The sequence below is a fragment of the Oceanisphaera sediminis genome (assembly GCF_039539745.1).
Classification (GTDB): Bacteria; Pseudomonadota; Gammaproteobacteria; order Enterobacterales; family Aeromonadaceae; genus Oceanimonas; species Oceanimonas sediminis.
This window is the reverse complement of record NZ_BAABDS010000040.1, coordinates 22,203-45,360: the sequence shown is the minus strand read 5'-3', so window position 1 is coordinate 45,360 and position 23,158 is coordinate 22,203. Positions and strand designations below refer to the sequence as shown.

At 59.3% G+C, this 23,158-nt stretch carries 20 protein-coding genes; 9 read left to right on the top strand and 11 right to left on the bottom strand.

Annotation, left to right across the window (positions count from 1 at the left end; genetic code table 11):
• Nucleotides 1-93 precede the first annotated feature (93 nt).
• Nucleotides 94-1,491: a siroheme synthase CysG gene (gene cysG, locus ABD827_RS14830; RefSeq protein ID WP_344965463.1), complete on the top strand. Its 1,398-nt coding sequence runs from the start codon at nt 94-96 to the stop codon at nt 1,489-1,491.
• A gap of 78 nt (nt 1,492-1,569) precedes the next feature.
• Here the strand turns inward: cysG and ABD827_RS14825 are convergent, their stop codons facing one another.
• Together ABD827_RS14825 and ppa are read right to left on the bottom strand one after the other, a co-directional pair.
• Entirely contained in the window at nt 1,570-2,376 is an 807-nt protein-coding gene (locus ABD827_RS14825; protein ID WP_344965462.1) for a TIGR03899 family protein, read from the bottom strand.
• Nucleotides 2,377-2,731: 355 nt separating this feature from the next.
• The gene (gene ppa / locus ABD827_RS14820) at nt 2,732-3,262 is read right to left on the bottom strand and encodes an inorganic diphosphatase (RefSeq protein WP_298720735.1); all 531 of its coding nucleotides are present in this window, start codon (nt 3,260-3,262) and stop codon (nt 2,732-2,734) included.
• 195 nt (nt 3,263-3,457) lie between these two features.
• On the opposite strand from ppa, the gene mpl reads away from it, so the two are divergent.
• The 5 genes from mpl to ABD827_RS14795 all read left to right on the top strand — a co-directional run bounded on the left by mpl (nt 3,458) and on the right by ABD827_RS14795 (nt 7,908).
• On the top strand, nt 3,458-4,831 hold the full coding sequence (mpl, locus tag ABD827_RS14815; RefSeq protein ID WP_344965461.1) for a UDP-N-acetylmuramate:L-alanyl-gamma-D-glutamyl-meso-diaminopimelate ligase: 1,374 nt from the start codon (nt 3,458-3,460) through the stop codon (nt 4,829-4,831).
• Nucleotides 4,818-5,465, top strand: a complete 648-nt coding sequence (locus ABD827_RS14810) for a flavin prenyltransferase UbiX (protein ID WP_344965460.1) — start codon at nt 4,818-4,820, stop codon at nt 5,463-5,465. The genes mpl and ABD827_RS14810 overlap by 14 nt, the downstream gene beginning before the upstream one ends.
• Nucleotides 5,466-5,594: 129 nt before the next feature.
• A complete protein-coding gene (hpt, locus tag ABD827_RS14805; RefSeq protein WP_298720744.1) occupies nt 5,595-6,125 on the top strand; it encodes a hypoxanthine phosphoribosyltransferase in 531 nt (176 codons plus the stop codon).
• A 92-nt stretch (nt 6,126-6,217) separates the two neighbouring features.
• The gene (locus ABD827_RS14800) at nt 6,218-7,138 is read left to right on the top strand and encodes an ABC transporter ATP-binding protein (protein WP_344965459.1); all 921 of its coding nucleotides are present in this window, start codon (nt 6,218-6,220) and stop codon (nt 7,136-7,138) included.
• Nucleotides 7,135-7,908, top strand: coding sequence for an ABC transporter permease (locus ABD827_RS14795; RefSeq protein WP_344965458.1), 774 nt, complete (start codon nt 7,135-7,137; stop codon nt 7,906-7,908). The genes ABD827_RS14800 and ABD827_RS14795 overlap by 4 nt, the downstream gene beginning before the upstream one ends.
• Before the next feature lie 491 nt (nt 7,909-8,399).
• Here ABD827_RS14795 and panD read toward each other — a convergent pair whose 3' ends face one another.
• The 7 genes from panD to dksA form a co-directional block, all read right to left on the bottom strand.
• Nucleotides 8,400-8,780, bottom strand: coding sequence for an aspartate 1-decarboxylase (gene panD / locus ABD827_RS14790; RefSeq protein ID WP_204796344.1), 381 nt, complete (start codon nt 8,778-8,780; stop codon nt 8,400-8,402).
• 91 nt (nt 8,781-8,871) lie between these two features.
• Nucleotides 8,872-9,717 carry a pantoate--beta-alanine ligase gene (gene panC / locus ABD827_RS14785; RefSeq protein ID WP_344965457.1) on the bottom strand — a complete coding sequence of 282 codons (846 nt, stop codon included), beginning with the start codon at nt 9,715-9,717 and terminating at the stop codon, nt 8,872-8,874.
• Between the two features lie 9 nt (nt 9,718-9,726).
• The gene (panB, locus tag ABD827_RS14780; protein WP_344965456.1) at nt 9,727-10,521 is read right to left on the bottom strand and encodes a 3-methyl-2-oxobutanoate hydroxymethyltransferase; all 795 of its coding nucleotides are present in this window, start codon (nt 10,519-10,521) and stop codon (nt 9,727-9,729) included.
• An 11-nt stretch (nt 10,522-10,532) separates the two neighbouring features.
• Nucleotides 10,533-11,021 carry a 2-amino-4-hydroxy-6-hydroxymethyldihydropteridine diphosphokinase gene (folK, locus tag ABD827_RS14775; RefSeq protein ID WP_344965455.1) on the bottom strand — a complete coding sequence of 163 codons (489 nt, stop codon included), beginning with the start codon at nt 11,019-11,021 and terminating at the stop codon, nt 10,533-10,535.
• Nucleotides 11,018-12,391, bottom strand: coding sequence for a polynucleotide adenylyltransferase PcnB (gene pcnB, locus ABD827_RS14770; RefSeq protein ID WP_344965498.1), 1,374 nt, complete (start codon nt 12,389-12,391; stop codon nt 11,018-11,020). Before pcnB ends, folK begins: the two co-directional genes overlap by 4 nt.
• 73 nt (nt 12,392-12,464) lie before the next feature.
• Nucleotides 12,465-13,388 carry a tRNA glutamyl-Q(34) synthetase GluQRS gene (gluQRS, locus tag ABD827_RS14765; RefSeq protein WP_344965453.1) on the bottom strand — a complete coding sequence of 308 codons (924 nt, stop codon included), beginning with the start codon at nt 13,386-13,388 and terminating at the stop codon, nt 12,465-12,467.
• Between the two features lie 15 nt (nt 13,389-13,403).
• Nucleotides 13,404-13,856 carry an RNA polymerase-binding protein DksA gene (gene dksA, locus ABD827_RS14760; RefSeq protein ID WP_204796295.1) on the bottom strand — a complete coding sequence of 151 codons (453 nt, stop codon included), beginning with the start codon at nt 13,854-13,856 and terminating at the stop codon, nt 13,404-13,406.
• Nucleotides 13,857-14,151: 295 nt separating this feature from the next.
• On the opposite strand from dksA, the gene sfsA reads away from it, so the two are divergent.
• Nucleotides 14,152-14,883, top strand: coding sequence for a DNA/RNA nuclease SfsA (sfsA, locus tag ABD827_RS14755; protein ID WP_344965451.1), 732 nt, complete (start codon nt 14,152-14,154; stop codon nt 14,881-14,883).
• 16 nt (nt 14,884-14,899) lie between these two features.
• Here the strand turns inward: sfsA and thpR are convergent, their stop codons facing one another.
• The gene (gene thpR, locus ABD827_RS14750; protein ID WP_344965450.1) at nt 14,900-15,436 is read right to left on the bottom strand and encodes an RNA 2',3'-cyclic phosphodiesterase; all 537 of its coding nucleotides are present in this window, start codon (nt 15,434-15,436) and stop codon (nt 14,900-14,902) included.
• A gap of 399 nt (nt 15,437-15,835) precedes the next feature.
• Entirely contained in the window at nt 15,836-18,061 is a 2,226-nt protein-coding gene (locus tag ABD827_RS14745; RefSeq protein ID WP_344965448.1) for a bifunctional diguanylate cyclase/phosphodiesterase, read from the bottom strand.
• A gap of 249 nt (nt 18,062-18,310) precedes the next feature.
• Between ABD827_RS14745 and hrpB the strand changes: the two genes are divergently transcribed.
• Both hrpB and mrcB read left to right on the top strand, forming a co-directional pair.
• A complete protein-coding gene (hrpB, locus tag ABD827_RS14740; RefSeq protein ID WP_344965446.1) occupies nt 18,311-20,743 on the top strand; it encodes an ATP-dependent helicase HrpB in 2,433 nt (810 codons plus the stop codon).
• Nucleotides 20,744-20,745: 2 nt separating this feature from the next.
• The gene (gene mrcB / locus ABD827_RS14735; RefSeq protein WP_344965445.1) at nt 20,746-23,073 is read left to right on the top strand and encodes a penicillin-binding protein 1B; all 2,328 of its coding nucleotides are present in this window, start codon (nt 20,746-20,748) and stop codon (nt 23,071-23,073) included.
• The last annotated feature ends 85 nt before the right edge of the window (nt 23,074-23,158 follow it).

Sequence of the window (23,158 nt, the reverse complement as noted above, 5' to 3'; positions counted from 1 at the left end):
CTAATTTGGAATAAAAAATCATTTTATATTCTTTTGTGCGCTAGTCATTTCTGTTTATAGTCGGTCTATCTCAATGAATCAACGGAGCCGGCCATGGAGCATCTGCCCCTGTTTATCAAAATCAAGCAACGCCCTTGTCTGGTGGTGGGTGGTGGTGCCGTGGCGGCCCGCAAGGTACGGGTCCTGCTGGCGCGGGGCGCCCGGGTCACGGTCGTGGCGCCCGAGCTTTCCCCCGAGCTGCAGCAACTGCAGGACCGGTTTGTCTGGCAGAATGATGTGTTTGCCGAAGGCTATCTCGACGACCAGTTTCTGGTGGTGGCGGCGACCGACAACACCGAGGTCAATGCCCGCGTCTATCAGCTCGCCAATCTGCGCGGTCAGCTGGTCAACAAGGCCGACGACAGCAAGCGCTCGGCGGTGATCTTTCCTTCCATCGTCGAACGTCTGCCGATTCAGGTGGCGTTCAGCACCGGTGGCGATGCGCCCTGGCTGGCACGTCTGTTGCGCGCCCGGCTGGATGCGCTGTTGCCGAAACACTGGGGGCAGCTCAGTCAGGTGGCGGGAAAACTGCGCCAAAGGGTCAAGCGAACGCTGAGCAGCAGCGAGGCGCGGCGTCGGTTCTGGGCCCGAACCCAGGACGATACCACCCTGCATGCCTTTTTGAAGCAGGGCAATCTGGCCGCCGCCGAGCGCTGGCTGCAGCAGGAAGTACAGAAGCCCCAGACCGGTGAAGTGATACTGGTGGGCGCCGGCCCCGGCGATCCGGATTTGCTGACCATCAAGGCGCTCAACGAATTGCAGAAAGCCGAGGTGGTACTGTTCGATCAACTGGTGTCGGAAGAAATACTAGCGCTGATCCGCCCCGAAGCCGAGCTGATGTCGGTGGGCAAGAAAGCCGGTCATCACAGCGTGCCCCAGGATCAAATCAATCAGTTGCTGGTAGAGCAGGCCCAGGCCGGCAAACGGGTGGTGCGGCTGAAAGGCGGCGATCCCTTCATGTTCGGCCGCGGTGCCGAAGAATTGCAGACCCTGAAGGCCGCCGGTATTCGCTATCAGGTGGTGCCGGGCATCACCGCCGCGGCCGGTGCCACCGCCTATGCGGGCATTCCTCTGACCCACAGAGATCATGCCCAGAGCGCGGTCTTTATTACCGGCCACAGCAAGCAGGACGGCAAGGAGCCGGATTGGGCCTCGCTGGCCCGGGGTCGGCAGACGCTGGTGATCTACATGGGGCTGATGCGTTCGGCGCATATTCAACAGCGGCTGGTTGAGAACGGCCTGGACGCAGCCACCCCGGTGGCGCTGATTGAACGCGGCACCACGGCACAGCAGCGCGTGGTACGTGGTCAGCTCAAAGAGCTGGCTGCGTTGGCGGAGCAGGTAGTCAGTCCTTCCCTGATGGTCATCGGCGAGGTGGCGGCACTGGCCGACTCGCTGGCCTGGTTCAACCCCCAGCCCGACACCGAGCTCGAGCAAGAACAGTACGCCTGAAGACATCCTCCCGTGAGGTAAAAGGTGCGGCGGCAGCGTCGCACCTTTTACCTTGTTCGCCTCAGACCCACTCTCCCGTCATTTCTGACTCAGTTGCCCAAGCGGCGAAAGCAGTTCCTGCAATTCACGCCGGTAATCGGCCGGGGTGGCTTCGGTCATCAGCCCGGCCAGCTCGTTACCTATGGTGGTGAAGCGGTAATACAGCAGGCGAATGCCTTTCTTTTGCGGTTGCAGTGTCATCTGCTGCGGGTTGAATTCCAACCGTAGCGGTGTGGTGACCGACAGCTCGCCGGACTCCAGCTCCGCCTGATGCAAGAGTCCCAGTTCAAACAGCTGCATCAAGCCCGCATAAGGCAGGCGATAGCGGCCCAGATTCAACTTTTGCTGGCGCTGGCCCTGCAACAGGGTGCGGTACTGGTAGCCAAACAGCAGCCGCAGGTTGTCGTCACCAAAATGGCAGCTGAGGGCGCTGGCTTTCTGCAGCAGCAGGGCATCCTTCTGGGTCATCTGTCGCAGGCGGCTCAGGGCTTGAATGGAGCAATGGCCGGGCTGGTTGATCTCTTGCGCCAGTATGTTGGCCCAGAATTGTTGCATGGCGGGATGACGAATATTCTCGGCCAGCTCCAGATAACAACTCAGCCAATCCGGATCCGGATCGCTGCCGACGTCGTCGGAACAGTTGTCGCTTGCCAGACTGACGATGGTCTCCAGATTTTTCTGACGGGCCGCCTGTTCCAGCTGGCGCCGAATCTCGAACCGCTCGCCAAAGCTCAGCGGTGAGTCACCGTGCAGCAACCCCGCCAATCCCCGTTGCTCGGCCAGGCCGAGCAGCAGCGCCCTGCTGTTCCTGATTTTATGCTCCTGTACGGCGGTTTTCGTCTTCATAGACTTCTGTTGTTAACCAGGTTGCAGTCATGTTAAAATTAAGGTCTTATCTTAATTTCCAAGAGGAGCGCCGGATGCACATGCAACAAATCCAGAAAGGTAAATCCAGCATCGGCAAGTTGCTTCTGTTGGTCGCCTATTTTTCAAGCCTGGGCATACTGGCGACCCTCATCGCCATCATAGAGTAACCCTCGCTAAAAAATAAGGTCCGCAATGAGGCCTTTTTACCGCGCCGGCTCGGTAGATATTCGGTGCCGGCACGCCAACAGGCGAATGCGCTGCCATCGCCAAACAGAACAGCCAATAAAAAAGAGCACCGAAGTGCTCTTTTTTACGTCTGGTTGCCGGCAGGCTATCAGGCCTTGTTGTAACGCTCGGCAGAGCTGAGGATTTCGGCTTCGGCCGCGGCCTTGTCGCCCCATCCTTCCAGTTTGACCCACTTGCCTGCTTCCAGCTCTTTGTAACGCTCGAAGAAGTGCTTGATCTGGGCTTTGAGCAATTCGGGAACATCCTTGATGTCCTGAATATGATCGTATTCCTTGCTCAGCTTGCTGTGCGGAACGGCCACGATTTTGGCATCTTCGCCAGACTCGTCGGTCATGTTCAGTACGCCAACCGGGCGGCAGCGGATCACGGAGCCGGGTACCAGTGGATGCGGAGTGGGTACCAGTACGTCAACCGGATCACCGTCCAGAGACAGGGTGTTGTTTACGTAGCCGTAGTTGCAGGGATAGAACATGGGGGTAGACATGAAACGGTCCACGAAGATGGCGCCGGTGTCCTTGTCGACTTCATATTTGATGGGATCGGCATTCTGCGGGATCTCGATCACTACGTAGATATCTTCGGGCAGGCTCTTTCCGGCCGGTACCTGGTTCAGGCTCATGACGTTTCCTTTAATGTTGTCTGTGACGGGTTTGATAACCGAGTTTATCACCCTTACCGGGAGACATCTGTTATACAAATGGGTAACGGTGATCAGGGCGCATATTATAACCACTGTCGCACAGATCACCATACAAGTGCCCAAAGCGGCGGCGGATTGTTAGAATGCGGTCAATACAGCAGCCAAGGGCATTTTATGCACATTCATATTCTGGGTATTTGCGGCACCTTCATGGGCGGACTGGCGGTGCTGGCCAAACAGCTGGGCTATCGGGTCACCGGCAGCGACGCCAACGTCTATCCGCCGATGAGCACCCAGCTCGAGCAACAGGGCATCGAGTTGATTGAAGGTTACGATCCGGCACAGCTCGATCCGGCACCGGATCTGGTGGTGGTGGGCAACGCCATGAGCCGGGGCAACCCCTGCGTGGAGGCGATGCTCAATCGTCGCATTCCCTATACCTCGGGCCCCCAATGGCTGCTGGAACATGTGCTGCAGGATCGCTGGGTACTGGCGGTGGCCGGCACCCACGGCAAAACCACCACCGCCGGCATGCTGGCCTGGATTCTGGAAGACTGCGGCCTGGCGCCCGGTTTTCTGATCGGTGGCGTGCCCGGCAATTTCGAGGTGTCCGCCCGGCTGGGCGAGGCGCCTTTTTTCGTGATCGAAGCCGACGAATACGACAGCGCCTTCTTCGACAAGCGATCCAAATTTGTTCATTACCGCCCCAGCACCCTGATCCTCAACAACCTCGAGTTTGATCACGCGGATATCTTCGACGATCTGGCGGCCATTCAGCGACAGTTTCATCATCTGCTGCGCATGGTGCCCGGCCACGGCCGGGTAATGGTACCGACCCGCACACCGGCGGTGGATCAGGTGCTGGCCATGGGTTGCTGGAGCGAAGTGGAATACGCGGGTGAAGACGGCCTGTGGCAGGCTGAACCGCGGCAAGCCGACGGCAGCCATTTTACCGTGCTGCTCGACGGCAAGCCGGTGGGCGAGGTGCGCTGGGGTTGTATCGGCCTGCACAACGTGCACAACGGCCTGATGGCCCTGGCAGCGGCCCGCCATGCAGGCGTGCCGGTGGCGGAAGCCATCAAGGCGCTGTGCCTGTTCGTATCGCCCAAGCGACGGATGGAGCTGAAAGGCGAGGTGGCCGGCATTCGGGTATGGGACGACTTTGCCCATCACCCCACCGCCATCGAATGGACCCTGGCCGGGCTCAAGGCTCAGGTGAGGGCTCGAGAAGGCGGCCGGGTGCTGGCGGTGCTGGAGCCGCGCTCCAACACCATGAAGATGGGCGTGCACCGGCAGCCGCTGGCGGACTCGCTGCAACTGGCGGATCAGACCTACCTGTTCCGGCCCGCGGATCTGAACTGGGATCTGGCCGCGGTGGCCGACGCCTGTCCGCAGGGGCGGGTGTTCGAGCAACTGGACGGACTGATCGCGGCCCTGGTCGAGGCGGCACAGCCGGGGGATCAGATACTGGTGATGAGTAATGGCGGTTTCGGCGGTATTCACGGCCGCCTGCTGCAGGCACTGGAGGCGGCTCATGTCTGCGCATAAATACCCGCGTCATCGACAGGTCACCCTGGCCCTGTCCGGCGCCTCCGGCGCTCCCTATGCGCTGGCGCTGCTGGGGCGCCTGCTGGCCGCCGGTATGCAGGTGCACCTGCTGGTATCCAGTGCCGCCCGGGTGGTGCTGGCGACCGAAGAGGGCGAGCAGTGGCCGGGCAAGCCGGATGCCCTGGCAGCCCTGCTGAGCGAGCGTTATCAGGCGGCGCCGGAGCAACTGCAGGTCTATGGCAAGGAAGAATGGTTTTCGCCGGTGGCCTCCGGCTCCGGCGCCCCCCGGCGCATGGTGATTTGTCCCTGCTCCATGGGCACGGTGGCGTCCATCGCCAGTGGTGCGTCGGACAATCTGATCGAGCGGGCCGCCGATGTGGTGATCAAGGAGAAGGGTCAGCTGATCCTGGTGCCACGCGAGTCACCGTTCTCGGCGCTGCATCTGGAAAATCTGCTCAAGCTGGCCAACCTCGGCGTGACCATCATGCCGGCGTCGCCGGGGTTTTATCATCAGCCGCGCACCATTGCGGATCTGGTCGATTTCATGGTGGCGCGTATTCTGGATCACCTCGATGTGGATCAGGAACTGGTGCCGCGCTGGGGCTATGGCCAGAAAAAACAGCCGGGAGCTTGAAGCGTGTCGGCGTAGCGCAACCGCGCTGCTGCTTCGCGTGGCGCATCCGCGTTTGTGCAGAGGTGGGCGAATTCCGTTAGAATACCGCTTTAATCACAGTCGGGCATTTCAGGCCCAACGGAGCTAAAAATGAAACACAGAGTGGATATCCTGATCGGCACCGATGAGGTAAACGCGAGGATCCAGGCCCTGGGCGATCAAATCAACGCCCATTATCAGGGGGTGGACGAGCTGGTGATGGTCGGTCTGCTGCGCGGCTCCTGTGTGTTTATGGCCGACTTGTGTCGCAAACTTACCCTGCCGGTGCGGCTCGATTTCATGACCGCTTCCAGCTACGGCAGCAGCATGGAAAGTAACCGTGACGTCAGAATCCTCAAGGATCTGGATGACGAAATCCACGGCAAGCACGTGTTGATCGTCGAAGACATCATCGACACCGGTTACACCCTGAGCAAGGTGAAGGAAATACTGTCGCTGCGCAATCCGGCCTCGCTGACCATTTGCTCGCTGCTCGACAAGCCCGATCGGCGTGAAGTACAGGTGCCGGTGGACTGGATAGGCTTTACCATTCCCGACGAGTTCGTGGTCGGCTACGGCATCGATTACGCCCAGCTTTATCGCAATCTGCCTTATATCGGCAAGGTGATACCGCTCGATTAAGCTTTTGCTTACTCATCAAATCAACCTGGGGCGGGGCAACGGATTGATGTCCGTTACCTGCCCCGGGTCTTTTTTATTCCATGGAGCCAATAATGACCAAAGCACTGGAGATTGATGGCCTGCGCAAGATCTACGCCGGTGGTGTAGAAGCATTGAAAGGCATAGATCTGACAGTCAACAAGGGCGACTTCTATGCCTTGCTCGGCCCTAACGGAGCAGGTAAATCCACCACCATCGGTATCATCTCTTCACTGGTGAACAAGAGTGCCGGCACGGTAAAGGTATTCGGTTTCGATATCGATACTCAGCTGAATCAGGCAAAGACCCAGATCGGTCTGGTGCCGCAGGAATTCAACTTCAACCCGTTCGAAAAAGTGCAGCAAATCGTGGTCAACCAGGCCGGTTTGTATGGCATTGAGCGCAAAGAGGCCAAGGTACGCGCCGAACGTTACCTGAAGCAGCTGGATCTGTGGGACAAGCGGGATGTTCCCGCCCGCACCCTGTCTGGCGGCATGAAGCGACGACTGATGATCGCCCGGGCGCTGATGCACGAACCCAAACTGTTGATTCTGGATGAGCCGACCGCCGGGGTGGATATCGAAATTCGCCGGGCCATGTGGGATTTTCTCAAGGCTATCAACGAGCAGGGCATTACCATCATCCTGACCACCCACTACCTGGAAGAAGCGGAGATGCTGTGTCGGAATATCGGCATCATCGACAAGGGGCGCTTGGTCGAGAACACCAGCATGAAAGGCCTGCTCGGTAAGCTCAACGTGGAAACCTTCATCCTGGATCTGGCCGCCGATTGCCGTGAACCCTTTCTGTCCGGTTTTAACTGGCAGTTGCTGGACGATCACACCCTGGAAGTGGAAGTGAAGAAAGATCAGGGCTTGAACGGCGTCTTTGCCCAGCTTAACGAGCAGGGCATTCGCGTGCTGAGCATGCGCAACAAGGCCAACCGGCTGGAAGAATTGTTTGTCACTTTGGTGGAGCAGGGGAGAAAAGCATGAGCGCCAAGCAATATTACGTCGCCTTTCGCAGCATTTTGCACCGGGAAATCGTGCGCTTTACCCGTATCTGGGTGCAGACTCTGGTGCCGCCGGCCATCACCATGACCCTGTATTTCGTGATTTTCGGCAACCTGATTGGCAGCCGTATCGGCGAGATGGGCGGTTATTCCTACATGGCCTTTATCGTGCCGGGACTGATCATGATGTCGGTGATCACCAACTCCTATTCCAATGTGGCCTCGTCGTTTTTCAGCAGCAAGTTCCAGCATAACGTGGAAGAGCTGCTGGTGGCGCCGGTGCCCACTTACGTCATCATCGCCGGCTATGTCGGTGGCGGTGTGGTGCGGGGCCTGCTGGTGGGCTTGATCGTCAGTATGGTGTCGCTGTTTTTTGTCGACCTGCAGATCAGTCATTTGTTCAGCGTTATCTTTACCGTTTTTCTGACCTCGGTGCTGTTTTCGCTGGCGGGGCTGCTCAATGCCATTTTTGCCCGTACCTTCGACGATATCAGCATCATTCCGACCTTCATCCTGACGCCGCTGACCTATCTGGGCGGGGTATTCTACTCCATCGACCTGCTGCCCGAGGTATGGCAAACCATCTCGCACGGTAACCCGGTGCTGTATATGGTGAACGCCTTCCGCTACGGTTTTCTGGGTATCAGCGATGTACCGCTGACCGTGGCCTACGGCATCATCATCGGCTTTATCGCCCTGTTCTACGGGCTGGCTTGGTATTTGATTCACACCGGGCGCGGATTACGCTCCTGAGTTTAAAAGGCAGCCGGTTGGCTGCTTTTTTGTTATTAAAGCAGCTGAAAGCCGGGTAAGGGGCTCAATACCTCCCGGCTCGCCATGTTATCAATCTCATCAAGAATTAGACCCTGGTCCGGTGGAGTCGAGGCAACAGAGCCGTCTCCCACGACACGCTACAAGTACATCCATGTAAGCTCGGAAATGCCATCCATGGCATTTCACGGCCGAGGGAGGCGGTCTCTGTTACCTCCTCTTGAGCACCGAGTGGCCTGCAGATGGCGCCAACAGGCAACTCCGTAGTACGAAGGAAGTCAAAGGGATTTGCTCCGCCGACCGTCACATGACAGGGATGTCATGTGCTGAGCGTCACATGGACGTGCTTGAAGCGTGTCGGCGGAGCTGACCCTTTGGCTGACTTTAACAGAGTAGAAAACCGCAGTGCCACCAAACAAAAAAGGCAGCCAACGGGCTGCCTTTTGTCTTTTACCTGCGGGTTATGGTGGCGATCAGGCCAGTTGCAGGGGGATGTTCTTGCTGGTGCGTACTATGTTGTTGTCCGCATCCAGATACACCAGATTGGGATCGTAGCTTTCGATTTGCTGCTCGCTCATCGGCGCATAGGCACAGATGATGATACGGTCGCCCACGGCGGCCTTGCGGGCGGCGGCGCCGTTCAATGAAATCATCCTGGAGCCACGTTCGCCGGAAATGGCGTAGGTGTGGAAGCGCTCGCCGTTTTCGATGTTATAGATATCGATCTGCTCGTATTCGCGGATATTGACCGCGTCCAGCAGGTCCTGATCGATAGCGCAGGAGCCTTCGTAGTTCAGCTCGGCGTGGGTGACCCGGGCCTGGTGCAGCTTGCCTCTGAGCATAATGCGTTGCATGTCCATCTTTACCTTGTCTCCATTGGTTACTGCCTTCACGGCGAGTCTAATCCCCATCCGGCTGTGCTGTCGAAAAGCGAGGGGTAGTGTTCTACAGGGGCACTACCCGGTTGTCTATCAGTCGGGCCTTGCCGAGAAAGGCGGCCATCAGAATGACCACGGCCCGGCTCTGTGCCGTTAACGGCAGCAGGGTATCCGCATCGACGATATCGATACCGTCGGTACGAAAACCGGCGTCGTTCAGGCGAGCACTGCCTGCTGTGGCCAGCCGTTCAATATCCCGCTCGCCGTCGGCGAGGCGAGCGGCCAGCCAGTTCATGGTGGCGGCAAGCTCGGGGGCCAGCGCGCGTTCGGCGTCGGTCAGATAACCGTTGCGGGAACTCAGCGCCAGGCCGTCTTCGGCGCGCACCGTGGGTACCCCCAGGATCTCGACCGGCATATTCAATTCGGCAGTCATTTTACGGATCAGCGCCAGCTGCTGGTAGTCTTTTTCACCGAAACAGGCCAGATCCGGCTGCACCAGGTTGAACAGCTTGCACACGACCGTGCTGACGCCGTCGAAGTGACCCGGACGCAGGGCGCCTTCCAGTACCTCGGAAACGCCGGGCACCACAACCCGGGTTTGCTGTTGCTGGCCATTGGGGTACATCAGCGCCGGCGTGGGGGTGAAGACGATATCCGCCTGTTCACCCAGCCGCTCGCAGTCCTGCTCCAGGGTGCGGGGATAGGCGTCGAGATCGGCGGCCCGGTCAAACTGCAGCGGGTTGACGAAGATGCTGACCACCACGCGATCGCAACGGCTTCCGGCCTGCTTGACCAGCTCCAGATGTCCCTGATGCAAATTGCCCATGGTGGGCACGAAACCGATACGCTCGCCGTGACGGCGCCAGCCGTTGATGACGGCTCTTAATTCGTCGAGGGTGCTGACCAGCTGCATCTTCTGTCCTCAGTTAAAACTGTGTTCCGGGCCGGGGAAACGGCCCTCGGCCACGTCGGCCACATAGGCTTCGATGGCGGCTTTGACGTTGCCGTTGTCGGCCAGAAAGTTCTTGGTGAACCTGGGCACATAGCCGGTGGTGAGTCCCAGGGCATCCTGCATCACCAGTACCTGACCGTCGGTCCGGGCACCGGCACCGATGCCGATCACCGGTATGCTCAGCATCTGGCTGATGTCGGTGGCAAGCCGGCTTGGCACGCACTCCAGCACCAGCAACTGAATGCCGGCGGCTTCCAGTGCTCTGGCATGACGTTTGATTTGTTCGGCCTGCTCGGTTTCGCGCCCCTGCAGCTTGAAGCCGCCGAACACGTGCACCGACTGCGGCGTCAGCCCCAGATGGCCGCACACCGGAATACCCTGGCGGGTCAGCTGGGTCACGGTGTCGGCCAGCCAGTCGCCGCCTTCCAGCTTGACCATGTGGGCACCGGCGCGCATCAGGGTGGCGGCACCGGCACAGGCCTGCTCCGGATTGCTGTAACTCATAAACGGCATGTCGGCGACGATAAGCGATTTTGAGCAACCATTGGCCACCGATCTGGTGTGATAGGCGATATCGTCGACTGTCACCTTGAGGGTGCTGTCTTCGCCTTGCAATACCATGCCGAGGGAGTCGCCGATCAGAATGGCATGCACGCCGGCCTGTTCGAACAGCTGGGCAAAGGTGGCATCGTAGGCGGTGATCATGGCAATTTTCTGCCGGGCCTGTTTCATCGCCAGCAGGCGTGCCGTGGTGATTTTAGTCATGAGAGATTCCTTTACTGCGGGGGCAGTCGGGTCATGCTGTTGGCCGGGCACTGCTGCAGCAGCCGGGCCAGGGAAGTGCCACAGGGCAGTATCAGGCCCGGGGCCAGATCCGCCAGCGGGTAAAGCACGAATTCCCGTTGCTTCATGCCATAGTGGGGGACCGTCAGCCGTTCATCGTCTATGTGGCGTTCGCCATAGAGCAGCATGTCCAGATCCAGGGTGCGTGGCCCCCAGCGTTCTTCCTTGCGTACCCGGCCATGCGCCAGCTCTATGCGCTGCAACGCATCCAGCAGGGCGTGTGGCTCGAGCGAGGTGTCAAACGCAGACACCCCGTTGATATAGCGCGGCTGATCCGCCGGCCCCATGGGCAGGCTTTGATACAGCGGCGAATGTCGCAGACTGCCTGGCGTGGCCAGATCAGCCAATGCGAGCTGCGCCGCCCTTATTTGCGCCAGCGGCTCGCCAAGGTTGGCGCCGAGGGCAACAAATACCCGGGTCACGCGTCTTTTTTCCGACGCGGGCGGCGGCGTGGCCGCTTGCGTGGTTTACGCGGTTCGGCATCGCTGGCCGTATTGGCCTGACCTTGCTGCGCTCCACGAGCCTGAGGCTGACGGTGTTGCTGTTGCCGGTCGACCGGATTGGCAACCTGAAACTCGGTCCACCATTCGGCCAGCTCTTTCAGGCGCGGGTCCAGCTCGGCCCGCAGCAGCAAGAAGTCGTAACCGGCGCGGAACTTGGGATGCTCGAGCAGGCGGTGCGGCCGTTTGCCGTTGCGCTTGGTGAGACGATCCTGCAGTTGCCAGATATCGCGGACTACCGAGCTGAAACGGCGCGGAATGGCGACGGCTTTCACCTGGCGACCCAGCACATCATCGGTGGCCAGCATGAAGGCGTCGTAATGATTCAGGCCGCCTTCATTCATGAAGGCCTGGGTGCGGGTTTCTACCGGTCCCCACAGCAGGGCGGCGTACAGGAAGGCCGGAGTCACCCGCATATCCTGGGCGATACGTTCGTCGGTGTTGGTCAGCGCCAGCTCGATAAAGCGACCGTAGCGATTGTTGCCCTTGCCCATGACCTCGGCCGCTTCCGGAAACAGCGGCGCAAAGAGCCCGTATTGCTGCAGCTGGCGATAGGTTTCCAGACCGTGGCCGGCAAGAAACAGCTTGAGGGTTTCTTCAAACAGGCGGGCCGGAGGAATATCGCTCAGCAAGGGCGCCAGTTCCTGAATCGGCGCTTCGGTGCGGGGGCTGATGGTCAGACCCAGCTTGGCGGAGAAACGGACCGCCCGAATCATGCGCACCGGATCTTCCCGATAGCGGGTTTCCGGGTCGCCGATCAGTTCGAGGCGGCGCGCTTCCAGATCCTTGATGCCATTGGCAAAGCCAACCACGCTGAAGTCGGCAATGTTGTAATAGAGGGCGTTAACGGTAAAGTCGCGGCGCTCGGCGTCTTCTTCTATGGTGCCGTAGACGTTGTCGCGCAGCAGCATGCCTTCGGAAGACTGGGAAGAGACGTTTTTGTTGGTATTAACCTGATGGTGATGACCACGGAAAGTAGCCACTTCGATGACATCGCGACCAAACAGCACATGGGCCAGGCGAAAACGGCGACCAACCAGACGGCAGTTGCTGAAAAGCTGCTTTATCTGTTCCGGTGTGGCGTTGGTGGAGACATCGAAGTCTTTGGGCTGACGGCCCAGCAGCAAGTCACGCACCCCACCACCGACCAGGTAGGCTTCAAAGCCCGCCTTGTTCAGGCGATACAGTACTTTGAGGGCGTTTTCGCTGATTTGTCGGCGCGAAATACCATGTTGGTCGCGTGTCAGCACCACGGGTTGCAACGGCAACGCCTCCTGTTGTCGGGTAAGCAGCTTTCTACAAAAGCCAGCAATCTGGGAAAAAATAGGACACCTCGCAAGGCCTTAAGCTAAAAAAATCGGCGCACTATAATAGCGCAGGGCGCTGAAAATGCGAACTGTCTGCGCACTTCAGCTCGATATTTGGTCTGCCGGGCACTCGATCCAGGCGCCAGTGACGGCAGGCCCAGTGCAGTAGTTCGGCAGCACCGGCGCCAAACAGCGCCGGTGGGGGTTCTTGTCCGAGAAAATCCAGCGCGTGCCAGAGCGCCTTGCCTGGTTGCCGGTCATCCAGTGCCGGGGCGTGATTCTGCTTGGACAGCTTGTTGCCCGCATACAGCGCCAGCGGCAGGTGCAGCCAGCCGGGCTCCGGCGCCTTCAGCATGCGATAAAGGGCAATCTGGCGCACCGTGGGATCGAGCAGGTCGGCCCCTCTGACCACTTCGGTAATGCCCGCCTCGGCATCGTCGACTACCACCGCCAGGTTATAGGCGTAGAGCCCGTCGCGACGACGCACGATAAAGTCTTCTTCGGCCAGCGCTCCCGGTACGGAAATGTCCCCCTGCAGCCGGTCGTGAAAGCGGTAAACCGGCCGATCCATCACCAGCCTGGTGGCCGCGTTTTCGGCCGGCAGTGCAAGATCACGACAATGGCCGTTATAAAAGCCGCCGGCGGCACTGATCATCTTGCGGGTACAATGGCAATGATAGGTCAGCCCTTGTCGTGCCAGCTTGTCCAGCACGGCACAGTAGGCATGGTGTCGTTGACTCTGGTACACGATGGGGCCGTCCCAGTGCAGGCCAAAGGCGTCCAGGGTGCGCAAGATGGCATCGGCCGCACCGGGAACTTCCCGCGGCGGATCCAGGTCTTCAATCCGCAGTAACCATAGTCCCTGATGACTTCGGGCTTGCAGATAGCTGCCGAGGGCGGCTATCAGAGAGCCGAAATGAAGGGGGCCGCTGGGCGAGGGGGCAAAGCGCCCAATGTAGCGGTTGGACGCTGTTCTATTCATGGTATCAGGGACGGCTTAGTAACCGGCCATCTGTTTTTCCTTTATCTCGGCCAGGGTCTTGCAGTCGATGCACAGATCGGCGGTGGGGCGAGCTTCCAGACGACGGATGCCGATTTCCACGCCGCAGTGTTCGCAATAGCCGAAGTCGTCTTCTTCTATTTTCTGCAGGGTTTTCTCGATCTTCTTGATCAGCTTGCGTTCACGATCCCGGGCACGCAATTCAAGCGCGAATTCTTCTTCCTGAGCGGCTCTGTCTACCGGGTCGGGGAAGTTGGCTGCCTCGTCTTTCATGTAGCCCATGGTGCGATCCACTTCTTCGCGCAACTGATTGCGCCAGGCACCCAGAATTTTGCGAAAATGCGTCTTTTGCGCATCGTTCATGTATTCTTCGTCGGGCTTCGCCTGGTAAGGCTCAACACCGGCAATGGCCAGAATACCGAGAGATTTTTTGGTTTCGACTGCTGGCATTCCGTATCTCCTAAAAAGCAATATTGCGTCAACCAAGGTTAAGAAGCGGCTATCTATAGCAGAAACCATAATGACAAGGCAATTTTGCATTGCTGTTTCTGCGAAAATCAGCCCTTAAATACGACCATGACCACTTTTTTCTGAAATGACTCTGGTTGAGTGGGCCGGATGATAAAGAGCGGCAGCTTCTCGATGAGCCCTCCATATGGGGACGGGGAATGGCATTTTCAAGAGTAGAGTCGCAGTGGTGATACAGATTACCATCGAACTCTATTCATGAACTATAGGTACAATCGTGCAGTTTTCCTCTTCTTTGTGCCGTGGTCAGCTGATTCGGCGTTACAAGCGCTTTCTGGCCGACGTCATTCATCCGGGCTCTTCAACCGAGGCTCCGCTGACCATACATTGCCCCAATACCGGCAAGATGACCGGTTGCGCCGAACCGGGCTGGACGGTCTATTTCTCTACATCAGACAACCAGAAACGCAAATATGCTCACACCTGGGAGCTGGTCGAAAACCGGCGCGGCGACCTCATCTGTGTCAATACCGGGCGGGCCAACCCCTTGGTGGCCGAGGCACTGGCGCAAAAACGCATTCCCTCGCTGGCGCAATATGACGATATAAAAGCCGAAGTTCGCTACGGCAACGAGGGCAGCCGCATCGACTTTCTGCTGAGTGGCGGCGATGAGCCCGACTGTTATGTGGAGGTCAAGAGCGTGACCCTGCTGGATGAAACCGCGGGGGAGCCGGGCGGTCAGGGCTATTTTCCGGATACCGAGAGTGTCAGGGCACAGAAGCACGTGCGGGAGCTGATCGACTGCGTTCATCACGGCCACAGGGCGGTGCTGCTGTTCTGTGTGCTGCATACCGGCATCGATCGGGTCAGCCCGGCGCAGCACCTGGACCCGGTCTATGCCGGTCTGGTGCTCGAGGCCCTGACCGCCGGCGTGGAATGCCAGGCCTGGAAGGCGGATATCTCCCCCGAGGGCATGACCCTGATTGAACAGCTACCGTTTGCGGTGTGAGTTTTCTCCTCGCGCCTCACTCCTCACTTCCTTTCACTTCGGCCAGCGGCCAGCGTTGCAGACAGTGATAAACCGGCCCTTGCTCGGTGAGGGTGGAGCGGTACAGGCACAGCGCCGTTGGTTGGTAATGAAAGGGTCTGATGGTGGGCAGCTCGTCGGTGTTGCAGTGGCGAAACAGGGTCACGTGAGGGCGGTAGGCCTTGTGCGGCTTGTCCAGACCCAGGGCGCGGCATTTCAGCTCCACGGCCTCGGCCAGTGCCATCAGCGCCGGCGGCGGTGCGCTCGGCCCCAGCCAGACCACGCCGGCCCGGGAAAAGCAGCCCAGCTGGTCCAGCACCAGTGCAAAGCCGGGCAGGGGCAGCTTGTCCAGCAGGTGCAGTAACGAGGCCTGTTGCTTCGGGTTGCACTGGCCGAGAAAGTGCAGGGTCAGGTGCAGTTGTTCCGGCGGAACGCGTCGGCCGGGCAGGGCCAGCCGGCGTTGCAGCCGGGTCAGTTCGGGCGCCAGCGCCTCGGCGGGAAAAGCCAGGAACAGCCGGTTATCCTTGCCTGCCATTTTTGTCCTCCCAGGCCGCTGATACCAATCTTAGTAAATTTGTGATCATATGAAATAGAGGCAACACAGCCGCCTCCCTCGACACGCCATGAACCCATCCGTGGGGGCTCGGAAATGCCGTCCATGGCATTTCACGGTCGTGGGAGCCGTTCTCTGTTGCCTCCCCTTAAGCACCGAGTTGCCTACAGATACCACCCCAGGCGACTCCGCAGCCTAGGGACGGATGAAGGAGTCTATTCCACCGACCATCATATGACAGGGATGTCATATGCTGAGCGCTACAGGGATGAACTTGCAGCGTGTCGGTGGAATAGGTTCTTCGTTCGGCCTTTTCAGAGCAGGTGAATAGAACAGTTACTTTCTCAGATTGGTATGACTCATCCCGAGCCGAGCTATTTGTCAACGGGCCGTCGCCATGCGAAGCCTGTCGTCATTGGGCAGGCACTCGCTCGTCGCCAAACCGGCATAGCCGGTGTATTGCAGTGCCTGCTCGGGTGGCAGGGGCCTGGCAAACAGGAAACCCTGGCCATAGTCACAGCCTATCTTGTTGAGAAACTGCATTTGCTCAACGGTTTCAATGCCTTCGACAATCACTTTTAGCCCCAGCTTGTGCACCATGGCGGTAATGGCTTCCACCATCTGGCGGTCGACGGCACTGGTTTCCAGATCCACCACAAAGGAACGGTCGATTTTCAGAATATCGACGGGAAAGTGGCGTAGTTGCGACAACGAAGAATAACCGGTGCCAAAGTCATCAATCGCAATACGGATACCCAATTTTTTTAGTTTTTCAATCAACACCATGGCCAGCTCGACATTTTCCATCAGCATGGATTCGGTAATTTCAAGCACCAGCAACGCGGGTGGAATATTCAGGCGTAGCAACAGGCTTTCTACCCGCGCTGCAAATTCCGCCTCGCGCAACTGGCAGACACTCAGGTTGACCGCCACCGGCTTCACGCTTTGCTTCGCCTGCATTTGTTGCCGAATAAAATGACAGGCCGCCTCAATGACCCAATAACCAATAGGCACAATCAGTCCGGTCTGCTCTGCCACCGCAATAAAGGTGCCCGGATTTTGTATTCCCCGGCCCGGTTGCTTCCAGCGCAGCAGCGCTTCGAATTTTTTTACCTCGCCAGATGAAAAGGAAACGATGGGCTGGAATACCAGGACAAATTCCTCCCGGCAGAGGGCCCGACGCAACGCTTCCTCCAGTCGTATCGAGGCAAGCGCCTGTTCCTGCATTTCCTTGTTGTAAAAGGAAAGCTGGTTTTTACCCGCTCGTTTCGAGCTATACATGGCAAGATCGGCATTGCGTAATAACTCGCCACCACTGGACCCGTCTTCCGGTGCCAGGGTGATGCCAATACTGGTGCCAATCACGGTCTCGTTCTGAGCCAACTGAACCGGCATGCCGATATTGGCGATTATTTTTTCGGCGACGATTCGTGCGTTGTCGGCGCCGTTTATATTGACAAGTATAATTGCAAACTCATCACCACCCAGGCGGCCGACGATATCGGTTTCTCTTACCGTGGCCTTGAGTCGTCGCGCCACTTCAGTCAATAACCGGTCGCCGTCTTCGTGTCCGGTTGAATCATTGATGCGTTTAAAATCATCGAGATCCAGATACATCAGCGCCAGGCTGCCACCTTCGCGCCGAATATTCAAAAGTGCCTGCTCCAGCTGCTCGGTCAGAAAGCGCCGGTTGGCCAGACCGGTGAGTTCATCATTAAATGCCAGCTGCTCCAGTTGAAAGGTTTGTTTTTTGACCAACTCTCGCAGTCGCTCCGGCTCCAGCAGGATGCGGCGTATCAGCAGCGCGAATACGCTCGCCGTGATCAGGCTGAGGGTGAGGCCGACGATAATCTGAAAGGTGAAGTCGATTGGCCGGCTCATCGCTATGGTCCATTCGCCATTGGGAACCTTGACTCTTTTTCTGACCTGCTGCTGATCCAGCTCGTTACTGGAGCGGGCAAAGATATCCACCTTGCCGGTGTCGGGGTGTAAACGCGACAGTTGAAAGGCATAGCCTTTTTGTTTCAGTTGATCGAGCTCGGTAAACGACAGCAGATCATCCAGATAAATCAATGCCGTCGCAAAGCCCCAAAACTGTTGCTCGCCGTTGTTTTCAAGGAACACCGGATTTCGTCCCACCATGCCCAGGCGTCCCTGCACCAGCATAAAGGGGCCGGCCAGCGTCAGGGTCTTGCTTTCGATGGCTTCCCAGGCTTCCTTTTTCCGTTTATCACTCACCAACAGGTTATGACCAATGCCCTTTTCATTACCCGCCAGCGGGTATATTTGCCGAGTTATGCCATCGGGGGCAAGCTGGAGACTGGAAACACCGCCCAGGGTCTGGATGACTTCTGCGGCAAAGTTGTCGAAATCCCTGAACTGACCGTTACTGCGCCGCACTTCCTGGGCAAGAATATAGGTCGATGATAACGAACGGGTCAGGCGCCGCTCTATGGACGCCGCCTGGACACTGACCACCTCTTCCATCAGCAGCTGCTGATCCTTGCGATCGGCCACAATACTCAGGTGAATGTAATACCCCCCGGCGGCAAAAACACATACAAACGCCATCAGGGTATAAAGGCTGCTGAGCCTGAATGTAAGCATTTATTTCTCTTACCTGGTTTGCCAGGAACATTTGAGTTTGGCGGTGTTGCGGCACCAGGCAAGACGACTCAGCAATACCTGCATCAGCACAACAAACCTCGTTCGGTCACTTGTGCACCACTATACATGGGTTCCGATTCTGAGCATCATCTTGCCCCGGCTTCTGACAGTGGCGGTAACGTCAACCGCATAGTCCTTTGCAGCGGCTTTTGGCACAATATAGTGGTTTTCGAACAGTCAGGTAATCATGTGAATCAGCTCCCTATCGTCGACGCGCTGCCGCAACTGCAACCGGCGCTGGCGGCGTCCCAGATCATCATTGAAGCGCCACCCGGCGCCGGTAAATCCACCTGGCTGCCGTTGTGGCTGCTGAAGCAACCCGAAATCCAGGGCCGCATCATCATGCTGGAACCCCGGCGGCTGGCGGCACGCACCATAGCCCAGTATCTGGCGACGCAACTGGGCGAAACGCCGGGTGGCCGCATCGGTTATCGCATGCGTGGCGAAAGCCGGGTGGGTAAAGACACCCGGCTGGAAGTGGTTACCGAGGGGGTGCTGACCCGCATGCTGCAGGCCGATCCGGAGCTGGACGGGGTCGGGCTGTTGATCTTCGATGAATTTCACGAACGCAGCCTGCAGGCGGATCTGGCGCTGGCCTTTGCCCTGGAATGCCAGGCGCTGCGTGAAGACCTCAACATCATGGTGATGTCTGCCACCCTGGAGGGGCTGGCGCTCGATAGCCTGCTGCCCGAGGCCGCCGTGGTGCAGAGCGCCGGGCGCAGCTTTCCGGTGACGGTGGAATATCAGCCCCGCAATCAGCACAGCCGGCTGGATGAAGCCATGGGCCGAGCCATTCTTACGGCACTGGATCGTTTCGATGGCAGCGTGCTGGCCTTTCTGCCCGGTGAGCGGGAAATTCGTGGCACCCAGGACTGGCTGAGCGGCAAAACCGGCTCGGAGGTCGAACTCAGGCCGCTCTATGGTCGGCTGACGCTGGCCGAGCAGCAGGCGGCCATCGCACCGGCAAAGGCGGGGCGGCGCAAGGTGGTGCTGGCTACCAATGTGGCGGAAACCTCGCTCACCATTGACGGCATCAGCATAGTGGTGGACTCGGGCCTGGAGCGGCAGGCGCAGTTCGAGCCCCAGTCCGGCATCACCCGGCTGCACAGCCGCCAGATTGGCCAGGCCTCGGCGACTCAGCGGGCCGGCCGGGCCGGGCGCTTGCAGCCCGGTACCTGTGTGCGGCTGTGGGGGCAGGAGCAGCAGGAGCGGCTGGCGCCCCGGCGACCGGCGGAAATCGAACAGAGCGACCTGGCCGGTTTTGTGCTGGAATGTGCCGCCTGGGGCGCCGAGCCCGAGCAATTGCCGCTGTTGACGCCGCCCCCCGCCACGCTGCTGGCGGCGGCTCGCAGCCAGCTCTCAAGCCTGGGCCTGTTGAGTGGCTCCCAGTTGACTGCGCTCGGGCGACGAGTCTGGCAACTGGGCACCGAGCCCTGGCTGGGGCAGCTGTTGCTGACGGCGCAGGACTGGCAACGGCAGGGTCGGGCCGGCGCCTTGGCCGACGCCGTCTATCTGGTGGCCCTGCTGGAAGAAGGCCGCTGGGATAATGGCCCCTTGTCGGGGCAGCTACTGGCGCGGCAGGGACGGCTGAAACCGGCGGCCCGGCGCTGGTTCAAACGCCTGCAGCAGAACGAAAGTGCGCCGTCGGGCCAGTATCTGGGGCCTCTGCTGGCCAACGCCAGACCCGAATGGGTGGGGCTGTTGCGCCAGCAGGGGCGTTATGGCCTGGCCGGCGGCCTGAGTGCGGATCTGCCGCAGGGCAGCCCCTTGCTCGGCAAGCCGATGCTGGCGATGGCGGCGCTGGGGCGGGGCGAACGGGGCATCTTTATTCAGGCGGCGGAGCCTGTCAGCCTGGAGCAATTGCAGCAGTTTGTGCCCGAGCGTTTCGGCGAGCGGGAACATCTGGAGTGGGATAACGATGCCAACCGGGTGCGGGCCGAACGCCAGTGGTGCTTTGGCGGCCTGATATTGCAGCGTTCACCGCTGAGCAAGGTCAGCCCCGAACAGCGGGCTCGTTGCCTGCTGGAAGAAGTGGTGCGGCGTGGCTGGTCGGCCTTGCCACTGAATGAAGCAAGCCGGCAATATTGGCTCAGATTGAAGCTGGCCGGACAAAAACTGGCCGATAGCGGCTTCGAACCCTGTGACGAAAGCGGCTGGCTGGCCGAGGCAGAACACTGGTTGCTGCCCTATCTGACGGGGCTGGGACGATGGGAGGAGCTGGCCCGGCTCGACTGGGTCGGTATTTTCAAGAGTCGGCTGGACTGGTCACAACGGCAATTGCTGGATACCCTGCTACCGTCGGCTATCGAGCTGGCCACCGGTACCAGGGCCAGTATTCGGTACCGGGAAGACGAGGATCCGGTGCTGCCGGTGCGGCTGCAGGAAATGTTCGGTCAGTCCGACACCCCGGAGCTGGCACGTGGTCGGGTGGTGCTGGTGCTGGAGCTGTTGTCGCCGGCCCGTCGTCCGTTACAGATTACCCGGGACCTGGCCGCCTTCTGGGCCGGGTCCTATCTGGATGTAAAAAAAGAGATGAAGGGGCGTTACCCCAAGCATGTGTGGCCCGATGATCCCGCCAATACGGCGCCGACCCGGCACACCAAGAGGCATAGTAAGCACTGATTATGGCAAAACAGACTCGTAAATCGAAAAAGAAGCCCGTGAAGCCCCGCCGTTCATGGTGGGGCCTGCTGTTCAAGCTGGCGCTGGTGGGTACCGTGTTGATGGGCATCTTCGGCATTTATCTGGACAGTCAGGTAAAGGAGCGCTTCGAGGGCCAGAAATGGGCGCTGCCGGCACTGGTTTATAGCCGGCCGCTGGAGTTGTTTCCGGGACAGAAGCTGTCTCATGCCCAGATGCTGCGCGAATTGCAGTTGCTCAACTACCGCAAGGTAGCCAATCCCGGTCGGCCGGGTGAATATGCGGTGGCCAACAATCGCATCGAGATTCATCGCCGGGCCTTCAATTTCTCCGACGGCGCCGAGGCGGCCCGCTCTATTCTGCTGACCTTCGAGGGCCAGCGGCTGAAGCGGATGCAGAATCCGGACAACGGCCGTGAGCTGGGTTATGCCCGCATGGATCCGGTGTTGCTTGACCGGCTCAACGTGGAAAAGCGGGAAGATCGCCTGCTGGTGCGGCTGGATCAGGTGCCCCCCTTGCTGGTGACCGCCCTGCTGACGGTCGAGGATCGGGACTTTTATGAGCATGACGGCGTGTCGCCGCTGGCGATACTGCGCGCCCTGGTGGTCAACATCAAGGCCGGGCGCACCGTACAGGGCGGCAGTACCCTGACCCAGCAGCTGGCCAAGAACTTCTTCCTGAGTCAGGACCGCAGCCTGTGGCGCAAGATCCAGGAAGCCTACATGGCGTTGATCATCGACTTTCGCTATGAAAAGGACGAGATCCTCGAGGCCTACCTCAACGAGGTGTATCTGGGACAGAACGGCGCTCAGGGGGTTTACGGCTTTGGTCTGGCCAGTTATTTCTATTTCGGTCTGCCGCTGAACGAGCTGAATCCGGATCAGATAGCGCTGATGGTGGCGCTGGTGAAGGGGCCGTCCTATTACGATCCCTGGCGTAATACCGCACGGGCGCAGAAACGGCGCGATCTGGTACTGCGGTTACTGGCCAACGAAGGCCATATCGACCGCCAGACCTACGAACGGGCCAGCAGCACGCCGCTGCAGTTGATCGAGCGGGGCCGCATGGGCTATGGCCGCACTCCGGGCTTCATGGGGCTGTTGCGCCAGGAGCTGAAAGAGCGGTTCGGCGCCGATTTTCTGCGTCAGAACGGCCTCAAGATTTTCAGCAGCCTGGATCCGATTGCCCAGCACAGCGCCGAGCAGGCGGTGATAGAGCAGCTGAAGCAGTTGCGCGCCAGGACCAAAAAGTCAGATCTGGAAGCGGCTATGGTGGTCAGCAACTGGCGCAAGGGGGAAGTCAGCGCCGTGGTTGGCGGCGCCGATCCCAGCTTTGCCGGTTTCAACCGGGCGCTGGCGGCGCGGCGGCCCATCGGTTCGCTGATCAAGCCGCCGGTGTATGCCGAGGCCCTGGCCAACGGTTATACCCTGGGCAGTGCAATCAAGGATGAACCCATCAGCCTGCGTAGCGACTCGGGACAGGTGTGGCGGCCCAACAACTATGATCGCCGGTTCCGGGGCCAGGTGATGCTGGTTGATGCCCTGGCCAAGTCGCTGAACGTGCCGACGGTGAACCTGGGCATGGCCATCGGACTGGACAAGGTAATCGAAGGCCTCAAGCGAATGGGGGTGGAACAGCCGATTCCCGCCTATCCGTCCTTGATGCTGGGTACTCTGGAGCTGACACCACTGGAGGTCAATCAGCTGTATCTGACCCTGGCCAATCAGGGACTCTATCAGCAGTTGACCTCGATTCGGGCCATTCAGGACGATCAGGGTGAGCTGCTGTACCAGCATAACGCCAAGGCGGTGCGGGTGCTGGAGCCGGAAGCGGGTTATCTGGCGCTTTATGGCATGACCAAGGTGGTGGGCGGTGGTACGGCCGCTCATCTGGCGGCGCGATTCCCCAACCGGGTAATGGCGGGCAAGACCGGCACCACCAACGATCTGCGGGATACCTGGTATGCGGGACTGGATAACGAAGAGCTGGTCAGTGTCTGGGTGGGCCGGGATGACAACAGCGTAACCGGACTGACCGGCTCCAGCGGCGCGTTGCGAGTATACAGTCGTTATCTGGACGGACGGGGGGTCGACTCGCTGGATCTGACGGCACCGGCCGGTATCGATCAGGTCAACTTCGCGCTCAGCGATGGGATGCCCGCCGACCCGCGCTGCGAGCAAACCCGGTTGCTGCCGGCCAGGGCCGCCGGTTTGCCGGCGATTCGGGATTGTCGACCCAGTATGCCGACGCTGCCTGAAGCCGGTGAGCAGATTGGCGACTGGCTGAAGGATATCTTCAACTTCGCCCGCTGATATTTTTGTAAAGCGTGAGGGGTGAGGTGTCAGGTGACCTCACCCCTCACCCCTAACGGGCTCCGTTACTTCGCTCATAGAAAGG

What these genes read in the sequence shown, in the direction of transcription:
- cysG (WP_344965463.1), top strand. Translation starts at nt 94, where the DNA reads ATGGAGCATCTGCCCCTGTTTATCAAAATCAAGCAACGCCCTTGTCTG.
- panB (WP_344965456.1), bottom strand. Translation starts at nt 10,521, where the DNA reads ATGACTAAAATCACCACGGCACGCCTGCTGGCGATGAAACAGGCCCGG.
- ABD827_RS14795 (WP_344965458.1), top strand. Translation starts at nt 7,135, where the DNA reads ATGAGCGCCAAGCAATATTACGTCGCCTTTCGCAGCATTTTGCACCGG.
- panC (WP_344965457.1), bottom strand. Translation starts at nt 9,717, where the DNA reads ATGCAGCTGGTCAGCACCCTCGACGAATTAAGAGCCGTCATCAACGGC.
- ABD827_RS14745 (WP_344965448.1), bottom strand. Translation starts at nt 18,061, where the DNA reads ATGCTTACATTCAGGCTCAGCAGCCTTTATACCCTGATGGCGTTTGTA.
- thpR (WP_344965450.1), bottom strand. Translation starts at nt 15,436, where the DNA reads ATGGCAGGCAAGGATAACCGGCTGTTCCTGGCTTTTCCCGCCGAGGCG.
- mpl (WP_344965461.1), top strand. Translation starts at nt 3,458, where the DNA reads ATGCACATTCATATTCTGGGTATTTGCGGCACCTTCATGGGCGGACTG.
- panD (WP_204796344.1), bottom strand. Translation starts at nt 8,780, where the DNA reads ATGCAACGCATTATGCTCAGAGGCAAGCTGCACCAGGCCCGGGTCACC.
- ppa (WP_298720735.1), bottom strand. Translation starts at nt 3,262, where the DNA reads ATGAGCCTGAACCAGGTACCGGCCGGAAAGAGCCTGCCCGAAGATATC.
- ABD827_RS14810 (WP_344965460.1), top strand. Translation starts at nt 4,818, where the DNA reads ATGTCTGCGCATAAATACCCGCGTCATCGACAGGTCACCCTGGCCCTG.
- ABD827_RS14800 (WP_344965459.1), top strand. Translation starts at nt 6,218, where the DNA reads ATGACCAAAGCACTGGAGATTGATGGCCTGCGCAAGATCTACGCCGGT.
- ABD827_RS14825 (WP_344965462.1), bottom strand. Translation starts at nt 2,376, where the DNA reads ATGAAGACGAAAACCGCCGTACAGGAGCATAAAATCAGGAACAGCAGG.
- gluQRS (WP_344965453.1), bottom strand. Translation starts at nt 13,388, where the DNA reads ATGAATAGAACAGCGTCCAACCGCTACATTGGGCGCTTTGCCCCCTCG.
- mrcB (WP_344965445.1), top strand. Translation starts at nt 20,746, where the DNA reads ATGGCAAAACAGACTCGTAAATCGAAAAAGAAGCCCGTGAAGCCCCGC.
- dksA (WP_204796295.1), bottom strand. Translation starts at nt 13,856, where the DNA reads ATGCCAGCAGTCGAAACCAAAAAATCTCTCGGTATTCTGGCCATTGCC.
- hpt (WP_298720744.1), top strand. Translation starts at nt 5,595, where the DNA reads ATGAAACACAGAGTGGATATCCTGATCGGCACCGATGAGGTAAACGCG.